This window comes from Mesorhizobium sp. USDA 4132, from assembly GCF_056279545.1.
Genome location: NZ_JBWCCP010000002.1, coordinates 1,369,228 through 1,386,973 on the forward strand (window position 1 = coordinate 1,369,228; position 17,746 = coordinate 1,386,973).

The 17,746-nt window shown below is 61.7% G+C and carries 15 protein-coding genes; 13 read left to right on the forward strand and 2 right to left on the reverse strand.

Features of this window, described 5'->3' with window-relative positions; all coding sequences use genetic code 11:
* The first annotated feature begins 7 nt into the window (after positions 1–7).
* From ACZ9IU_RS29200 to ACZ9IU_RS29215, 4 genes are all read left to right on the forward strand, one after another.
* On the forward strand, positions 8–742 hold the full coding sequence (locus ACZ9IU_RS29200) for a FadR/GntR family transcriptional regulator (protein ID WP_040124372.1): 735 nt from the start codon (positions 8–10) through the stop codon (positions 740–742).
* A gap of 312 nt (positions 743–1,054) precedes the next feature.
* Positions 1,055–1,588: a TRAP transporter small permease gene (locus ACZ9IU_RS29205; RefSeq protein ID WP_040124371.1), complete on the forward strand. Its 534-nt coding sequence runs from the start codon at positions 1,055–1,057 to the stop codon at positions 1,586–1,588.
* Positions 1,588–2,865 (forward strand): TRAP transporter large permease, encoded by a 1,278-nt coding sequence (locus ACZ9IU_RS29210; RefSeq protein ID WP_040124370.1) that lies wholly within the window; start codon positions 1,588–1,590, stop codon positions 2,863–2,865. The genes ACZ9IU_RS29205 and ACZ9IU_RS29210 overlap by 1 nt, the downstream gene beginning before the upstream one ends.
* Before the next feature lie 32 nt (positions 2,866–2,897).
* A complete protein-coding gene (locus ACZ9IU_RS29215; protein WP_040124369.1) occupies positions 2,898–3,905 on the forward strand; it encodes a TRAP transporter substrate-binding protein in 1,008 nt (335 codons plus the stop codon).
* A 61-nt stretch (positions 3,906–3,966) separates the two neighbouring features.
* Here the strand turns inward: ACZ9IU_RS29215 and ACZ9IU_RS29220 are convergent, their stop codons facing one another.
* Positions 3,967–4,860 (reverse strand): DMT family transporter, encoded by an 894-nt coding sequence (locus ACZ9IU_RS29220; protein ID WP_040125711.1) that lies wholly within the window; start codon positions 4,858–4,860, stop codon positions 3,967–3,969.
* A 33-nt stretch (positions 4,861–4,893) separates the two neighbouring features.
* Positions 4,894–6,096, reverse strand: a complete 1,203-nt coding sequence (locus ACZ9IU_RS29225) for a mandelate racemase/muconate lactonizing enzyme family protein (RefSeq protein ID WP_040124367.1) — start codon at positions 6,094–6,096, stop codon at positions 4,894–4,896.
* A gap of 349 nt (positions 6,097–6,445) precedes the next feature.
* Here ACZ9IU_RS29225 and ACZ9IU_RS29230 point away from each other — a divergent pair, with 349 nt between their 5' ends.
* The 9 genes from ACZ9IU_RS29230 (at position 6,446) to ACZ9IU_RS29270 (ending at position 17,708) form a co-directional block, all read left to right on the forward strand.
* Positions 6,446–8,278: an ABC transporter ATP-binding protein gene (locus ACZ9IU_RS29230; protein WP_040124366.1), complete on the forward strand. Its 1,833-nt coding sequence runs from the start codon at positions 6,446–6,448 to the stop codon at positions 8,276–8,278.
* Between the two features lie 37 nt (positions 8,279–8,315).
* Positions 8,316–9,851, forward strand: coding sequence for an ABC transporter substrate-binding protein (locus ACZ9IU_RS29235; protein ID WP_040124365.1), 1,536 nt, complete (start codon positions 8,316–8,318; stop codon positions 9,849–9,851).
* A 68-nt stretch (positions 9,852–9,919) separates the two neighbouring features.
* Positions 9,920–10,843 (forward strand): ABC transporter permease, encoded by a 924-nt coding sequence (locus ACZ9IU_RS29240; RefSeq protein ID WP_040124364.1) that lies wholly within the window; start codon positions 9,920–9,922, stop codon positions 10,841–10,843.
* A 5-nt stretch (positions 10,844–10,848) separates the two neighbouring features.
* Positions 10,849–11,694 carry an ABC transporter permease gene (locus tag ACZ9IU_RS29245; protein ID WP_040124362.1) on the forward strand — a complete coding sequence of 282 codons (846 nt, stop codon included), beginning with the start codon at positions 10,849–10,851 and terminating at the stop codon, positions 11,692–11,694.
* Positions 11,691–13,427: a M14 family zinc carboxypeptidase gene (locus tag ACZ9IU_RS29250; protein WP_040124361.1), complete on the forward strand. Its 1,737-nt coding sequence runs from the start codon at positions 11,691–11,693 to the stop codon at positions 13,425–13,427. The genes ACZ9IU_RS29245 and ACZ9IU_RS29250 overlap by 4 nt, the downstream gene beginning before the upstream one ends.
* Positions 13,428–13,522: 95 nt before the next feature.
* Positions 13,523–14,623, forward strand: coding sequence for a LacI family DNA-binding transcriptional regulator (locus ACZ9IU_RS29255; RefSeq protein WP_040124360.1), 1,101 nt, complete (start codon positions 13,523–13,525; stop codon positions 14,621–14,623).
* 57 nt (positions 14,624–14,680) lie between these two features.
* Positions 14,681–15,550 carry a carbohydrate ABC transporter permease gene (locus ACZ9IU_RS29260; RefSeq protein WP_244447595.1) on the forward strand — a complete coding sequence of 290 codons (870 nt, stop codon included), beginning with the start codon at positions 14,681–14,683 and terminating at the stop codon, positions 15,548–15,550.
* Positions 15,540–16,373 carry a carbohydrate ABC transporter permease gene (locus tag ACZ9IU_RS29265; RefSeq protein ID WP_040124357.1) on the forward strand — a complete coding sequence of 278 codons (834 nt, stop codon included), beginning with the start codon at positions 15,540–15,542 and terminating at the stop codon, positions 16,371–16,373. Before ACZ9IU_RS29260 ends, ACZ9IU_RS29265 begins: the two co-directional genes overlap by 11 nt.
* A gap of 39 nt (positions 16,374–16,412) precedes the next feature.
* Positions 16,413–17,708, forward strand: coding sequence for an ABC transporter substrate-binding protein (locus tag ACZ9IU_RS29270; RefSeq protein WP_040124355.1), 1,296 nt, complete (start codon positions 16,413–16,415; stop codon positions 17,706–17,708).
* Positions 17,709–17,746 lie beyond the last annotated feature (38 nt).

Here is a 17,746-nt window from a genome sequence, read left to right on the forward strand (position 1 = left end):
CGTGGTAATGGACTTCAGCCAGATCAGACGAAACGAACACCTGCCCGCCCGGATCGCGTCGCAGATCGGACGCGAGATCAGCGACGGCCGGATAACGGCCGGCGAAAAATTGCCCACCGAACATATTCTGGCAAAGACCTTTGGCGTCAGCCGGTCTGTCGTGCGCGAGGCGATCGCGCAGCTTCGCAATGAGGGCCTGGTCGAGACCCGGCAGGGTGTCGGAGCGTTTGCCACCGATATCGAGCACCGCCATTCGATTCGCATCGAACAGGGCAATCTCGCCCACCGAGCCAGTTTTCAAAGCCTGTTTCAGCTGAGGCTGCCACTGGAGATCGAAGCTGCCGGTCTCGCCGCGGTCAATCACACGGACGAAGACCTTGTGAGGCTCGACGACGCGCTCGAGCAGATGACGGGCGGAGAGAAGTGGACCGAAAAAGGCATTCTCGCCGACCTCGCCTTTCATCGCCAGATCGCGGCTTCCACGCATAACGAATACTTCCTGCTATTCATCGGTTTCATCGCGGAGCGAATTCATCTTGCCATCAATACAGCTCGGGAGGCAGCCGTATTGACGGAAATCGTCGAGGTGACGATCGCCGAACATGTCGCGATCCGCGACGCCCTCGCCAGCCGCGATCCGGTCTGTGCCCGGGAAGCGATGCGCCATCATCTCCACGGCGCGGCAAGCCGCCTCGACCTTCAATTGGAGGTTTATTGGGGTGTCGGCCGGGGCTCAAGTTAGATCGATCCAGCGATTTCCTGAAACAGGCCAAGGGCCGCTGGACAGCGGGTAAAACTGTCTTTAGAGATACCGCAGGTGGAGGGTTGTCAGACATCCTGACAATTGAGGGAGCGCTGGAGAGGTCTTTGCGATGGAGGAGAGGCTGATCGCATATCAAATAGGAAACCGCATCGTGACGTCCAGCCTGCCGCTTGAGCCGCTGGTCGATGAAGCGGATCATCGGGGCAAATGCCCGGAGCGGAACTTGAGGTTGTCGACGGTGACGAAGACGCTCGCCCGGCGCGGGCGTTTGTAGGAATTCGGGAGGGGAATATGCAAAAGGCAATCGATCTATTTTTTAAGGCATTGGAAGTCCTATTGATCCTGCTGCTTTCAGCAATGGCGATCATGGTGTTTGCCAATGTGGTTCTTCGCTACGCCTTCAATTCCGGCATGTCCGTCTCTGAGGAATTGTCCCGCTACTTCTTCGTCTGGCTGAGCTTCGTCGGCGCAGTCGTCGCCTTTCGCGAACATGGTCACCTCGGCGTCGAAAGCGTCGTGGCGCTTTTCGGGCGCAAGGGCCGGCTCGTCTGCATGATCCTGTCTAACCTCGTCATCCTCGCTTGCTCGATGATCTTTTTCTGGGGGACTTGGCAGCAGTTCGAGATCAACGCCAGCATGAGCGCGCCGGTGACCGGGATTTCGATGATCTGGGTCTACGGCATCGGCCTGTTTACCGGCGCCGGCTTGTCGCTAATCGCGCTGGAGCGGCTGTTCCGCTATGTCACCGGCCGGGCGACGGCCGACGAGATCAGCATCTTTGCCGGTGAAAACCTGACGATCGAGCAGATGGCGGAGCGTACCTGATGACACTTATCGTATTCATCGTATCGCTTCTCGGAGCCATGGCGATTGGCGTGCCCGTCGCGTTCTCACTGATGTTCTGCGGCGTCGTGCTCATGTGGTACATGGACATGTTCAACACCCAGATCATCGCCCAGAACATGATCGCCGGTGTCGACACCTTTACCCTGCTTGCCATTCCATTCTTCATCCTGGCCGGTGAGCTGATGAACTCCGGCGGCCTGTCGCGCCGCATCATCGATTTCGCGATTGCCTGTGTCGGCCATATCCGCGGCGGCCTCGGCATTGTCGCGATCATGGCAGCCGTCATCATGGCCAGCATTTCGGGCTCGGCCGCTGCCGATACGGCAGCCCTTGCCGCCATCCTTATCCCGATGATGGCGAAGGCTGGGTACAACGTGCCCCGTTCCGGCGGTCTTATAGCGGCGGGCGGCATTATCGCGCCGATCATTCCGCCGTCCATGGCCTTCATCGTATTCGGCGTCGCGGCCAACGTGTCGATTACCCAACTTTTCCTCGCCGGCATCTTTCCCGGCATCCTGATGGGCGTCGCGCTGGTCATCGCTTGGTTGATCACCGTGCGCCGGGATAAGGTCCAGCCGTTACCGAAAGCGCCGATGAGCGAGCGGCTGCATGTGACCGGCAGGGCCGCCTGGGCGCTCGGCATGCCGGTGATCATTCTTGGCGGCATCAAGGCCGGCATCATGACGCCGACCGAAGCTGCGGTGGTTGCCGCCGCCTATGCGCTCTTCGTCGGCATGGTCATCTATCGGGAGCTTAAACCGAGCGAACTGCCGCACGTCATCCTGCAGGCTGCCAAGACCACATCGGTCATCATGTTCCTGGTGGCTTCGGCACTGGTGTCCTCATGGCTGATCACCGCCGCCAATATTCCGTCCGAGATCGTCGGTTATATCGAGCCGCTGATCGACCGTCCGATGCTGCTGATGTTCGCCATCATGATCCTGGTGCTGATCGTCGGCACGGCGCTCGATCTGACACCGACCATCCTGATCCTGACGCCGGTCCTGATGCCGATCGTCAAGCAGGCTGGCATCGACCCGGTCTATTTCGGCGTGCTGTTCATCATGAACAATTCCATCGGCCTCATCACTCCGCCGGTCGGCGTCGTATTGAACGTGGTCAGCGGCGTAGCACGCATTCCGCTTGGCAAGGTGACGGCAGGCGTATGGCCGTTCCTGATTGCCGAAACGATTGTGCTGTTCCTGCTGGTCCTGTTTCCAGGCCTCGTGCTCGTGCCTGCACGCTGGCTCCATTAAACCTGTCTCAAGCTCATCCATGGGAGGATAATATGAGAAAACTGTTACTGACGACCACCGCCCTTGCCATCGCATGCGCGTCGGCCGTACCGGCCTTCGCCGAATTCAAGGCGCGTAACATCCGCGTCTCGAACGGCATCAATGCCGACCATCCGGTTGGAAACGGCATCAATGCGATGCAGAAATGCCTGGACGAGAAGTCTGGCGGCAAGATGAAGTTGACCGCCTTCTGGGGCGGCGCACTCGGCGGCGACCTGCAGGCCACCCAGGCGCTGCGTTCCGGCGTCCAGGAAGCCGTGGTGACGTCGTCGTCGCCGCTGGTCGGCATCGTCCCCGCCCTCGGCGTTTTCGATCTGCCCTTCCTCTTCGGCAACGCCCAGGAAGCCTACAAGGTCCTCGACGGCAAGTTCGGCGACATGATGAACCAGAAGCTCGACGCTGCCGGCCTCGTCAACCTCGCCTATTGGGAAAACGGCTTCCGCAACCTGTCGAACTCGGTTCGCCCCGTCACCAAGTGGGAAGACTTCTCGGGGATGAAGGTTCGCGTCATGCAGAACAACATCTTCCTCGATACCTTCCAGAACCTCGGCGCCAACGCCACCCCGATGGCTTTCGGCGAAGTCTTCTCGGCTCTCGAAACCAAGGCGATCGACGCGCAGGAAAATCCCTACGTGACGATCGACACGTCGAAGTTCTTCGAAGTGCAGAAATATGTCACGGAGACGAACCACGCCTACACACCATTCCTCTTCCTGTTCTCCAAGGCGATATTCAACACCTATGCGCCGGACGAGCAGGCAGCCTTGCGCGCCTGCGCAGTCGTCGGACGCGACGTGGAGCGCCAGGTGATCGGCGATTTGAACAAGAAGTCGCTCGAGAAGATCAAGGCGGCCGGCCTGCAGGTCAACACGCTGTCGCCGGAAGAGCAGCAGCGCATCCGCGAAAAGTCCGCGGTCGTCTATGAGAAGCACAAGGCCGAAATCGGCGCCGAGGTGGTCGACAACATTGTCGCCGAGCTCAAGGAAGTCCGCAAGAAGTAAGCCGAAGGCTTTGCGCGACAGCGACCATTTGGGAAAGCCCGCGAGCGATCGCGGGCTTTCTCTATTCGGGAATGGCGGGAAGCACGCTCTGCCGCTTCTTGAGCATCTGTTCGCGGATGAAGATGAAGAGGCCGGACGCAACGATCAGGGCTGCCCCGACCATCATGCCGAGCCGCGGCATATCGTCGAAAAACATCCAGCCGAAGATCACCGCCCAGAGCAGCAACGTATATTGAAGCGGCGCGACGGTCGCCGCATCGGAGATCTTGAGGGCGCGGTTGACCAGCATATGCGCCGCCATGGCGACGATGCCGAGCAGTCCGAGCAGAAGAAGGTCGCGGTTCGACGCGATCGGCGACCAGTTCATCGGCGCGAAGGCGAGGCCGGCGAGGCCGGCGCCAACGACCTGGAAAAAGACCAGCGCACTATCCGGCGTACCGCGCAGGAAGCGGCCGGAAATCAGCATGAAGGCAAACGCGGCGCTGCCGACGATCGAAATGACCGCCGGCATGCTGAACATGGCGCTCGAAGGTTCGAGCGTGATGATGACGCCGACGAAGCCGACGGCAATCGCCGTCCAGCGCCGCCAGCCGACCTTTTCGCCGAGCAGGAAGGGCGAACACGCCGCAACGTAGATCGGCGCCGCCAGCCAATAGGTCATGACGTCGGCGAGCGGCAGGTACATGACCGCATAATAGAAGCAGAACACTTCAGCCGTCGAAAACGCCACGCGGAAGAACTGCATGCCGGGCCGTTCGACGGTCAGCAGGTTGCTGAAACCTGCCTTCCAGACCATCGGCACCAGGATGATCAGCGCCGCAAGGCTGCGGATCAGGACAACCTGACCCAGCCCATAATTCGCGACGAGCCATTTGCCCATGGCGTCGTTCAAGGCGAACATCAACATGCCGAGAAGCATCAGCATCGGGCCGGTCATGCTCGCGGTTCTGAGCATGGTCGCCGAGGATATCGTCATTTCAGTAGCACCTTAGAAAATGGAGGCGTCGGACATCCGCCGGCTGACGGTGAAGGCGCGATCGAGCTCAGGGTTGAGCTCCAGCCCAAGACCCGGACCTGGCGGAACAGTAATCATGCCGTTCTTCACCTCCGGCAGCGCCGTCACCAGATCGCGATACCACGTCCTGTAGAACGCGCGCACGCTTTCCTGCACCAGTGCGTTCGGTGCATTGAGGGACAGGTGCGTCGATGCGCAGAGAACCACCGGGCCGGTGCAGTCGTGCGGCGCGACCGGCAGATGCCAGGCTTCCGCCATGGACGCGATCTTGCGGGCTTCCGAAAGGCCGCCGCACCAGGAAATGTCGAGCATGACGATGCCGGCGACGCCGGTTTCCAGGTAATCGCGAAAACCCCAGCGGGTCGCGAGCGTCTCCGAGGCCGAGATCGGCGCCGGCGATACTTCCGCATAACGCTTGAGGCTCGACAGGCTGTCCATCTTGATCGGATCTTCATGCCAGAAGGTCTGGTAAGGGGTCAGGGCCTTGGCGATCTGCATGGCCGGCAGGAGCTGCCACATGGAATGGAACTCGACCATGATATCCATCCGGTCGCCGACGGCCTTGCGGATCTTCTCGAAAGGCTGAAGCGCAAGCTTCAGGTCCGGCATCGAGATATACTGGCCCTTCGTCCTCTCTGCAGCCGCGTCGAACGGCCAGATCTTCATCGCCGTGATGCCCTCCTCGAGCAGCGACAAGGCCAGTTCGTCGGCACGATGCAGAAAGCCGTTCAAATCGTCGTAAGCTGTGCCGCCGGTCAGACCGTAGTTGGCGGTCGCCTGGCCGGTGGCCTTCTTGATATATTCCGTGCCGGCGCAGGTATTGTAGGTGCGGATTTCCCGGCGGCTGAAGCCTCCCAGCAGCTGGGCGATGGGCTGGTTGGTGACCTTGCCGAAAATATCCCAGAGGGCGATATCGAACGCCGAATTGCCCCGCACTTCCGCTCCTGAGGAGCGAAACCCGATATAACCGACCAGCTCCTGCGCCAGGAGGTCGATCTGGAGCGGGTCGCGGCCGATGACCCGCGGAGCGACATATTCGTGGATGTAGCTCTCCACGGTCTCGGCGCCGAAAAAGGTTTCGCCGAGGCCGGTAATTCCCTCGTCGGTGTGGACAAGCACCCACAACAGGTTCGCACGCTCTGCGACGCGCACAGTTTCAAGCTTGGTGATTTTCATGTTTCCTCCCTTGGCGAAATTCAACCACAGGCCGCGGTCTTTGGTAAGGCAGGATTTGCATTTTCCCGCTCCCTGAACACCGTCACCTAGACCGGCCAAAATCAGCCTATTGCGCCGTTGACAAAATGTCGACAAAGTGATGACATATTCTTATCAAGGCAAGGGTGAGGCAGGTGACGGAAAAACCGAAAGAAATTCGGGCCCGCCATATATGGGAGAGCAGGCAGATGACGGTGAGCGTGGCTGCCAACAACTGCCGTGCCGAAGGTCATGCGCATCTTGTGGGTCCCCCTGTCGACGCCCTCATCCGGGCGGCCTGCGCCGCCACTATCCGGCAGGAGCTCCCCGAGTGACGCCAACCGCCCCCACCCCGCTTCTGGCCGTGGATGACCTTTCGGTCGAGTTCGGCGCCTCCCGCGTCATCGAGAATTTGAGCTTTTCCGTTTCGGCCGGCCAGACCGTCGCGATCGTCGGCGAATCCGGTTCGGGCAAGTCGGTCACCTCGCTGTCGATCATGCGACTTGCGGACATGCTCGGCGCCAACTACCCGACCGGCCGCATCCTGTTCCAGACATCAGGCGGCGAGATCGATCTCCTGAAATTCGACCAGAAGAAGATGCGCAGCATTCGCGGCAAGGAGATCTCGATGATCTTCCAGGAGCCGATGACCTCGCTCAACCCGGTCTTCACGATCGGCGATCAGGTGGCCGAAATCCTGAAGCTGCACGAGGGCAAGTCGAACAGCGCAGCACTTGCCGAGGCGAAGCGGCTTCTCGACATGGTGCGGCTGCCGGATGCGGCGGAACTGCTGACCCGTTATCCGCACCAGCTTTCCGGCGGCATGCGCCAGCGCGTGATGATCGCCATGGCACTTGCCTGCCGGCCAAGGCTGCTGATCGCCGACGAGCCGACCACCGCGCTCGACGTCACCATCCAGGCGCAGATCCTCAATATCCTGCGCGACCTGCAGAAAGAACTTGGTGCCGCCGTCATCTTCATCACCCATGACATGGGCGTTGTCGCCGAGATGGCCGACGACGTGGTGGTGATGTGGAAGGGCAAGGCGGTGGAGAAGGGCAAGGCGCTCGATATTTTCGAGAAGCCGACCAATGCCTATACGCGCACGCTGCTCGCAGCAGTGCCGAAGCTCGGCAGCATGACCGGCGAGGAATTCCCCAAGCGCCTGCCGCTGACCGTGCTCGAAGATGGCGAACCGAAGCTTTCAGGCGTCGAACGCATCCAGGATACGGCCCGCTACGATGCCGACCCTCTGCTGTCGGTACGCGATCTCGTGGTTCGTTTCGACATCAAGAAGGGGCTGCTCGGCAAGGTCACCCACCGCGTCCACGCTGTGGAAAAGGTCTCCTTCGACATCCATCCGGGCGAGACGCTGGCGCTGGTCGGCGAATCCGGATCGGGCAAGTCGACGATCGGCCGCACCATCCAGCAGCTTCAGAAGGCAACGGCCGGCAATATCACCTTTTCGGGCAAGCCGCTCTCGGCAATGACCATGGCGGAACGGCACAACCTGCGCCGGGACGTGCAATATATCTTTCAGGACCCGTTCGCCTCGCTCGATCCGCGCAAGACGGTCGGTTTCTCGATCGCCGAACCGATCCGCACCCACGGCCTACTCGACAGCGAGAAGGAGATCGCAAAAACCGTCGATGCCCTGCTCGAACGGGTCGGCCTCACCTCCGCGCATGCGCGCCGTTATCCGCACGAGTTCTCCGGCGGCCAGCGCCAGCGCGTCTGTATCGCTCGCGCGCTCGCCTCGAAACCGAAGCTGATCATCGCCGACGAGGCGCTTTCCGCACTCGATGTCTCGATCCAGGCGCAGATCATCAACCTGTTCATGGACCTGCAGGAAGAGCGCGGCCTCGCCTACCTCTTCATTAGCCATGACATGGCCGTGGTCGAAAAGATGAGCCACCGGGTGGCGGTGCTCTATCTCGGGCAGATCATGGAATTCGGCAATCGCCGCCAGATCTTCGAAACGCCGTCTCACGACTATACGCGCCGGCTTCTTTCAGCCGTGCCGGTCGCCGATCCGCGCCGCCGCAAGCCGCTGGCGATGATCGAGGGCGATATTCCAAGCCCGGTCCGGGCTGTCGGCAACGAACCGGTGCTTCTCGCCCGGGAGGAGATCGCGCCAGGACATTACGTGGCGCGCAGCGCGTGACGATTTGACATTCGGTTTTTCAACAGGAGCAAAAACGATGATAAAAATGCAGAGGGGTTTGCGGACGGCATTCGTGGCGATGGCGCTCGCAGGCACGGCGTTCGCGCCGGTCTCGGCGCTCGCCGCCGGCAAGCTGACGGTGTCTTCGCCGCAGGATCCGGGCAGCTGGGATCCGATCGACACTTTCCTGGTCAACTGGGCCTCGGTCTCGACCAACATCTTTGACGGCCTCACCTATCGCGGCCCTGACCTCAAGCTCGTCCCGGGCCTTGCGACCTCCTGGGAAGTGCTCGACAATGGTATGCGCATCCGCTTCAAGCTGCGTGAAGGCGTGAAATTCCACAATGGCGAAGCCTTCAATGCCGAAGCGGTAAAATTCACCTTCGACCGCCTGCTCGGCCCGGAAGGCGCCAAAGGGCCGCAGCAGTCCAACTACAATTCGATCGGCAGCGTCGACGTTATCGATGCCACCACGATCGACATGAAGCTGAAGGTGGCCGATCCGGTCATCCTGACGAAGCTCGCCGGTTACGGCGCGATGATCGTGCCGCCGAAATATATCGCCGAAAAGGGCGACGCCTATTTCAACGCCCATCCAGTCGGCACCGGCGCCTTCAAGTTCGTTTCCTACGAGCCGAAGGTGAACATCGTTCTCGCCGCCAACCCGGACTATTTCGGCGGCGCGCCGAAAATTTCGGATCTGGAATACAAGTTCATTTCCGAGCCGGCGACAGCGGTTGCCGAACTGCAGGCCGGCCGTGTCGATCTGGTTATCCCGCCGACCATTCCGATCGGCATGATCCCGACCATCCAGGGCAATTCCAAGCTCGCCGTGGTCACCTCGCCGGGCCCGACAGTCTACGCACTGCGCTTCAACACCCGCGATGGCATCACCAAGGATCCGAAGGTTCGCCAGGCGCTGATCATGGGCGTCGATCGCGACGCGATCATCAAGTCGATCCTCGGCGGCCAGGCACAGCCGATCGCCAGCTTCCAGGGGCCGCTATCCTTCGGCTTCGACAAGGCCATGAAGCCGCTTCCCTACGATCCGGTCAAGGCACAGGCTCTGCTGAAAGAAGCCGGCGTCGCGCCGGGCGCTGCCGTACAAATCGACCTTCGCGGCAACGAAGCGACCTTCATCGAAGTCGCCCAGGCGATCTCCGCCTATCTGCAGACGATCGGCATCACCGCGACGATCAAGCCCTATGAGACCAACGTTCTCCTGAACGACATCATTCCGGGCGGCAAGACCGGCGCGATGTTCCAGCAGTCCTGGGGCGGCTGGACGCTCGACTACGACAACACGGCCGTCGCCATGTACCATACCGGCGAAAAGTGGAACCCCTACGACAGCGACCCGAAGATGGACGAACTGCTTGCCAAGCAGCGCACCATCACCAATGTCGCCGAGCGCGAGAAGGTTCTGCAGGAAATCGCCCATTACGCAGCCGACCGGGCGCTGGAAATGCCGCTCTACAACTTGAACGCCATCTTCGGCATCAACAAGCGCGTAAAGAATTTTACGCCGGTGCCGGATAGCCGTTTGAAGTTCACCGACGTCACCGTCGACTAAGACTTCGCGGAGCCGCCGCCTTCCAATCGGAGGCGGCGGCTCCGACAAGAAAACAAGGGAACGAGAGATTGGCCGCATTCCTGGTAAAACGCCTTCTGCAGGCGATTTTCGTCGTGATTGCCGTGACGCTGACGGTCGCTTTCGCGATCCGCCTCACCGGTGACCCGGCGCTGATGCTGACGCAAGGCGCCGGCAGCGTCACCGAGGCCGATCTCGTGCGCATCCGCGAGGGTCTCGGCCTCAACGAACCGTTCTTCGTACAATACCTGAATTTCCTGAAGGGCATCTTCACGCTCGATTTCGGCAAGAGTTTTCTGGGCGGCACGCCGGTATCGCTGCTGATCGGCAAGGCGCTGCCGGCGACGCTGGCGCTCGCCTTCACCTCGCTGATCGTCTCGATCGTGATTTCCATTCCGCTCGGCATCAAGGCCGCCACCGCCCGCGGCAAATGGGCCGACCAGCTGATCCGCATCCTGTCGCTCGTCGGCCTGTCGTTTCCAAATTTCTGGCTGGCGACGATGCTCGTCCTGCTGTTCGCGATCGCGCTGCCGCTGTTGCCGCCGAGCGGTATGGACGGATTTGAAAGCTTCATCCTGCCGGCCGTCACCATGGGCATCATCCTGACGGCGACCAATGTCCGCCTGGTACGCACCACCATGCTGGAGACGCTGCGCTCGCAATATATCATGGTCGCCCGCGCCAAGGGGCTCAGCGAAAACGCCGTGCTTTATAAACATGCACTCCGCAACTGCGCCATTCCGCTGATCACCTATTTCGGCTTGCAGTTCGGGGGCCTGCTGGGCGGCATCGTCGTCGTCGAGCGGGTGTTCAACTGGCCGGGCCTCGGCACGCTCGCCTTCGACGCCGTCGGCGCCCGCGACTATCCGGTGCTGCAGGCGGTCATCACCGTCCTGTCGCTGATGATCATCGGCATCAACCTCCTCGTCGACATTGCCTACGGCCTCGTCGATCCCCGCATCCGGACGGAGTGAGAGCCATGGCCTCGCGCACTGCTTCCTCGAATTTCCTGAAGCTCGAATTCGTCCTCGGCGCCCTGCTGGTCGGCGTCATCGGTCTTGCCGTCATCTTCTCCGGCGTGATCTTTCCCGGCGGCGCCGAAAAGATCGACCTGATGTCGCGCCTCGTTCCGCCGTTCGTCAGGCCAGCGCATGTCTTCGGCACCGATCCGCTCGGGCGCGACGTCCTCGCCCGTGTCATGGCCGGCGGCAAGATCTCGCTGCTGGTCGGTTTCGTCTCTGTCGCGGGCGGCGTCGTTTTCGGCGTCTTCATGGGCCTGATCGCCGGTTATTACCGCGGCATCTGGGACATGCTGGTGATGCGGTTTGCCGATATCCAGCTGGCGCTCCCCTTCATCCTGCTCGCCATCACCTTCATCGCCATCGTCGGCGGTGGGCTGACCAACACCATCATTCTGCTGATCGTCTCACAATGGGTGCAATATGCCCGCCTGGTGCGCGGTTCGGTGCTGACGCTGCGCGAGCGAGAGTTCATCCTTTCGGCCCGCGCCATCGGGGTCAAGAACTGGCGCATCATCGTCCAGCACCTGCTGCCCAACCTGATCGGCCCGGTCATCGTGCTGATGACGCTCAACGTCGCCACCAACATCCTGCTCGAATCGAGCCTCACCTTCCTCGGCCTCGGCATCGACCCGACCATCCCGAGCTGGGGCGGCATGCTCGCCGAGGGCCGCACCTATCTGCAGACGGCCTGGTGGGTCAGCGTTTTCCCCGGCCTTGCCATCCTCCTCACCGTCCTTGGCCTCAACCTCCTCGGCGACTGGCTGCGCGACAGTCTCGATCCCACAGGCAGAACCTCCGCATGACACTGATCCACGAACAGCAGGTCGAGCGCACGCTCGATGCCCTCGTCGCACGTTTTTCCGGCGCCCGAGGCACGAAGATCGAGGCCTGGGTTTTCGACGACGAGAAGACCCGCAGGCAGGCCGAAGCGAAGCTCGCCGCCACCGGCGTCGAGGCAAAGTTCCGCAGCGCCTATAAGCCCCTGTTGCATTTCCTCCTCGAAGAGGTCGATCTCGACAACCTCTCTGCCCTGCACATTGTTTATCCGGTTCACACGGCCTGCCCGAAAAACCGTTTCCTGCTCGAGGCCTATCCTCTGGCCGGTCTTGTAAACGAAGCGCGGCTGACCTTCGAAGCGGGGGTCGAAGATGCCTTTTACGCTTTGACGCTGACCGCAAAGGTCGGCAGTACGGAAACCCATAAAATTTTCGCGCCGAACCGGCTCCACACGGATTTCATCGGCGAAACATTGCTGTCGCCGACCGGCTGGCTGTGCCTCGACGGCGGCGTCGGCGAACGGCTGGAGACCGACTACGAACTGCTGTTCTCCTCAGCCGTCGAAGCCGTCGCGGCCCATGATTGGGGGGCGACGGAGCCTTATTTCGACGAGCTCAACATCGCTGTCACCCTGCCGGCCGAAGACCGGCGTTTGGCCGTGGGCGAAGAGGTCGTCAGCCTGCGCGAGGCGCTGCACGAGGATTTCTATTTCTCGCTTCTCGAAGTCTTCCAGAAGAAAGCCGGCCGGCCGATCGGTGACCGTGGCCTGCAGCCGGGCCAGATCATCCCGGAAATCCGCGACGGTGAGACCCTCTCCGTCCGCGTCGAAACGCGGCCGCTGTGGGCTTCCGAGGCGGTGACCGAGCCGCAGCGTCTCGCTTCAGCCGTGTCGCCGGTCTCCGTGGCCCAGATCCGCAAGGAACTCGCGGCAATCGATGGCGTCGCCTTCGAAGCCCGCTCGCGGAGCGGCCGCGCTGTCGAAGCTCGTTATCACTCAGGCGCTGACAAGCCGGTCATCATCAGCGGTGGCCAGCATGCAAACGAGACGACCGGCATCGTCGGCGCACTGCGCGCGGCGCAGACGCTTCACTCACGGCCAAATTCGCATTTCGTCATATCCCCGCTCGAAAATCCCGACGGTTACCAGGTGCATTGGCGGCTGCGCACTGACAACCCGCTGCACATGCACCATGCTGCACGCTACACCGCGCTTGGCGACGATCTCGAATATCGCTCCGGCAAGGACCTGTTCGAAAAGGCGATCCGCATCGAGGCGGAACGGCTGAGCGGCGCCAGGCTGCACGTCAACCTGCACGGCTATCCCTCGCATGAATGGACGCGGCCGCTTTCCGGCTACGTGCCGCGCACCTTCGCCATGTGGACGGTCCCGAAGGGCTTCTTCCTGATCATGCGCCATCACGCCGAATGGACGGAACAGGCGGAAATCCTGATCGACCGCGTCAGCCGCCACCTCGCCGCCATTCCCGGCCTCGTCGCCTATAACGCCGCACAGATCAGGCTTTTCGAAACCCACGCCGGTGAAACCGGCTTCCGCATCATCAACGGCTTCCCCTGCCTGATCTCGATCGACGACCGCCACATGGTTCCACTGACACTGATCACCGAATATCCGGACGAAACCATCTATGGTCCGGCTTTCATTCAGGGTCACACGGCGCAGATGGAGACCGTGCTTGCCGCCTATGATGCGATCCAGGCGATCGAGGAACCGGCCGCGAGCCCGCAATCTTTGGCATAATTATTTCCGGCAGACACCCGGCACGCATTTTCTCTTGCTTATCCGACGGGACCTGTTAAACGTTTAACGGTAAAACGTTTAACAGTGAGGCTGCGGTGTCCCGCAAACGTGCAACGCTCAAGGAAGTCGCCGAACGTGCAGGCGTTTCGATCGCCACCGTGTCGAACGTCTTCAGCGGCCGCAAGCCGGTGAACGACGATCTGCGCGAGAAGGTCGAGCAGGCTGCCAAGGACCTTTCCTTCCAGATCGACCGCGCCGCTTCGCAGCTGAAATCCGGCAAGGCCCGGGTGGTCGGCGTCCTCGTGCCGGATCTGGACGACACGTTCTTCACCTCGCTCATCTCGCGCATCGAGGTGATGGCGCTGAAGGACGGTTACGACGTCATCGTCGCGAGCTCGCGAGACGACCGGCAACTGGAGGAATCCAGGCTGCAGACGCTGCTCGGCTGGCGGCCTTCGGGCATTATCGCGGTGCCCTGCTCCGATACGATACCGGCAGCACTTGCCCGCGAAGTCGGGCATCTGCCGACCGTGCTCGTCGACCGTGTGATCCCGCAATCGGCCACCGCCGATACGGTGACGATCGACAATTTCGAGGCGGGAGAAATCGCCGGCCGTTATCTCGTCGAGATGGGGCATACTGATATCGTGCTGGCGGCATCGCATCTCGATATCGCGCCGATTCGCGAGCGTGTCCGCGGCGCCACGTCGATCATGCGCGAGATGATCGGCCGCGAGCCCGTTGCGATCGCGCTCGGCTCCAATGCCGAACGGGGCGCCGAGATTTTTGCGCATTGGCTCGAACGCCATCCGCTGCCTTCGGCGGTTTTTGCCCTGACCAACGTCACCACGCTTGCCGTACTCACCGCGCTCGCCAGACAGCGGATCGACATTCCCGACCAGGTCTCGATCATCGGCTTCGACGACTACACATGGATGAGCGCCCGCAAGACGGCGCTCACCGCGATCCGCCAGCCGGTCGACGAGATCGCTCGCCTTGCCTGGGAACGGCTGCAGAAGCGCATGCGGGGCGATGCCTCGGCGCCGTCGCCGAGCATTCTCAACACCAGCCTTCAGGTCCGGGATTCGACCCGCCGCCTCGTGTCACCGCCCGTGGAGGGGCTTCTGAAAGTTGTGGAGGAACAGGCGGCCGATACGCCGGACAAGGTCAAGGAGCGACCGAACCGCATTCACTAGGCGTCGGGCAAGAACGCCAGTCAAAGACTACGCTCGCATGGGAGGAGCATTTTGCGTTTGAACAAGATCACCGAGGTCGTGCCATTCCTCGCGCCGGTACAGATACTGATCCTCAGTGTCATCGTCATACCGTCGTTTTATGTCGTTTGGCTCAGCCTGCATGCCTCCAGTTTCGGGCAGTCCGCGACCTTCGTGGGCCTTCAGAACTATATCAAGGTGCTGACCGATCCGGCCTTCCTGCTGGCGCTCGGCAACACCGTCCTCATCGTCATCTTCGCAGTCCATCTGGAACTGGCTCTCGGGCTTGGAATGGCGCTGCTGTTTGCAAGCGGCCTGCCGTGCCGGCGTGTTCTCCTCGTTGCGGTCCTGGCGCCCTATGCCGTCAGCGAAGTCATCGCCGTCGCCATGTGGCGTTTCCTGTTCGATCCGGATGTCGGCCCGGTCACCGCCATGCTCACATGGCTCGGCCTGCCGATGCTCGACTGGTCCTTCGAGCCGTCTCACGCCCTGATCATGATCGGCCTGCTGACCATCTGGCTGCACCTGCCCTTCACCTTCATCATTCTTTATGCGGCGCGCCTGGCGATCCCGAAGGATCTCTACGAGGCGGCCCGCATCGACGGCGCCAAGCCTTTCGATGCCTTCCGCCGCGTGACGATACCGCTGCTCGGGCCGGCAATCGTCGTGGCGCTGCTGTTCCGCTACATCTTTGCCTTCCGCATCTTCTCGGAAGTCTGGCTTATGACCCAGGGCGGGCCGGCCCGCTCGACGGAAGTGGTCGCGGTCTATCTCTATCAGGAGGCGTTCAGCTTCAACGCCTTCGGCACGGCGGCCGCCACGGCCTGGATCATGGTGCTCGCCTCGCTGCTTCTGGCGACCGGTTATGTCTTCCTCCTTCGCAAGCAGGTGGCCGGCAATGCGCACTGACAAGCTCGCCATCGGCCTTGGAAAAACAGTCGCGGTCGCGGTCATCCTCGTCTGGTCGCTGTTTCCGATCGCCTTCCTCGTCATGTCGTCGTTCAAGCCCGGCCAGGACATTTTTGCGGTACCGCCGAAACTCGTCTTCTCGCCGACAGTGCAGCACTATGTCGAACTCTGGAACGGCTGGGGCGTGTTCTTTTCCGGACTTCTGAACAGCACCATCATCACCGCCGGTGCGACCATCATCGCGATCACCACCAGCACGGCGGCGGGTTACGTCTATTCGCGCTACAGCAGCCGGATGCTGGATGCGAGCGTGATGTTCCTGATCATCGTGCGCCTCATTCCGCCGATCGTGGTGACGCTGCCGCTGTTTCCGATCATCAACGCGATCGGCCTCAACGACACGCATATCGTGCTGATGGTGCTTTACGCGACCTTCTTCGTGTCGCTCGGCACGGTGCTGATGCGCACCTTCATCGACCAGATTCCGCGTGAACTCGACGAAGCGGCCCAGATCGATGGCGCCAAGCGGCTGACGATCTTAAGGCGCGTCATCGTGCCGCTCGCGGCACCCGGCATTCTCGCGGTCGCCGTCTTCGTGGTGGTCTTTGCCTGGAACGAGTTCCTGTTCGCCTTCATCTTCACCGCGACCAAGGCCAAGACCGCGCCGCTGGTGATCTCCGAAATGATCGGATCGATCGACGGCGTCGACTGGGGCGTGCTGTTTGCGGCGTCCACCGTCCAGCTCATACCGGTTCTGCTCTTCGTCATCTTCATGAACCGCTATCTCGTGGCCGGCCTCACCGCCGGCGCGACCAAGGGTTAGTCACCCGGGTTATTCAACTGTCTGCAAGGGAGGGAAATCATGTCAGACAAATTGCTTACCAACATCACACGGCGCGGCTTCTTAGGCACCGCTATGGGAGGAGCGGCGATGCTCGCCGCTGGGCCGTCGTTTGCGGCGGGCAAGACGCTCAACGTCCTGAGCCACAAGGTGCACCAGACAGTGCTCGGCACCGGCGACGGTGACCTGCTCAAGGACTGGCGCGCGACAAACGATGCCGACGTCGTCTGGACGACGTTTGATTCCAATCCGCTCCAGGACCGCCTGTTCCGCGAGGCGAGCCTCAGCTCGACCGATTTCAACGTCGGTTACATCGTCGACAACCGCCCGACCAAGCAGATCGCCGCGATGTTCGAGCCGCTCGATGCCTATCTCAAGAAGGATGCCATCGAGGACTTCGGCGATATCGCACCGGGCCTCGTGCAAGGCATGACCGTCGACGGCAGACTGATCGGCATTCCGGTCCGCCACGCGACCCAAGGCCTCTTCTATAACGAAGCGCTCCTCGAAGAGCAGGGCATCACCGCGCCGCCGACGACGCTCGAAGAACTGGTGGAGCAGGCCCAGAAGCTTACCTTCACCTCCAAGGCCGGCACGCCGGTCGCCGGCATGGTGCTGGCAAGCGACCTCGCCGTCTTCCCGGTCATGTTCGCCCGCGCCTTCGGCGGCGATTTCATCAACGCCAAGTTCGAACTGCTGCCGAATCCAGAGGCCATGGAAAAGGGCCTGACCATCCTTCGCAAGATGTTCGAGGGCGGCGCCCTGCCGCGCAGCTACGCGACCACCAAAAACGACGACCAGGTGACCTGGCTGCAGCAGGGCCGCGCCGCCTTCACCGTGCTGCCCTTCGCGCGCTTCGCTCAACTCAACAACAAGGAACAGAGCAAGTACCCCGGCAAGATCAAGGCGATCGAATTCCCGATCTCGGCGGGCCTCAAGGGCAAGATGCCGATGTCCTCGATCGTCGAGGCCTGGGGCATGGTCATCCCCGCGAACTCCAAGGACAAGGACCTGTCCTGGAAGTTCATCAAGGAAGTCTCCAGCAAGCGCGCCACGCTCGGCATGGCCAAGAATGGCAATGGCCCGGTCCGCGTCTCCACCTATGCAGACCAGTCCTTCGCCGCGAACAGCCCGGTCGCCGCCGTCGAGGCCGCGGTGCTGAAGAATGCTCGCGGCGCCTTCCCGCCCTTCCCCGAAGCGGCACGTGCCCAGTCGATCTTCCTGGAGGAAGTCCAGCTCGCCGTCCTCGGCCGCAAGGAGGTCAAGGAAGCCGTGGCCTCGATCGCCACGCGCGTGAAGCCCCTGCTTCAGGCCTGAACATTTGTGAAGACCGTCCGGGCGCGAGCCGCCCGGAC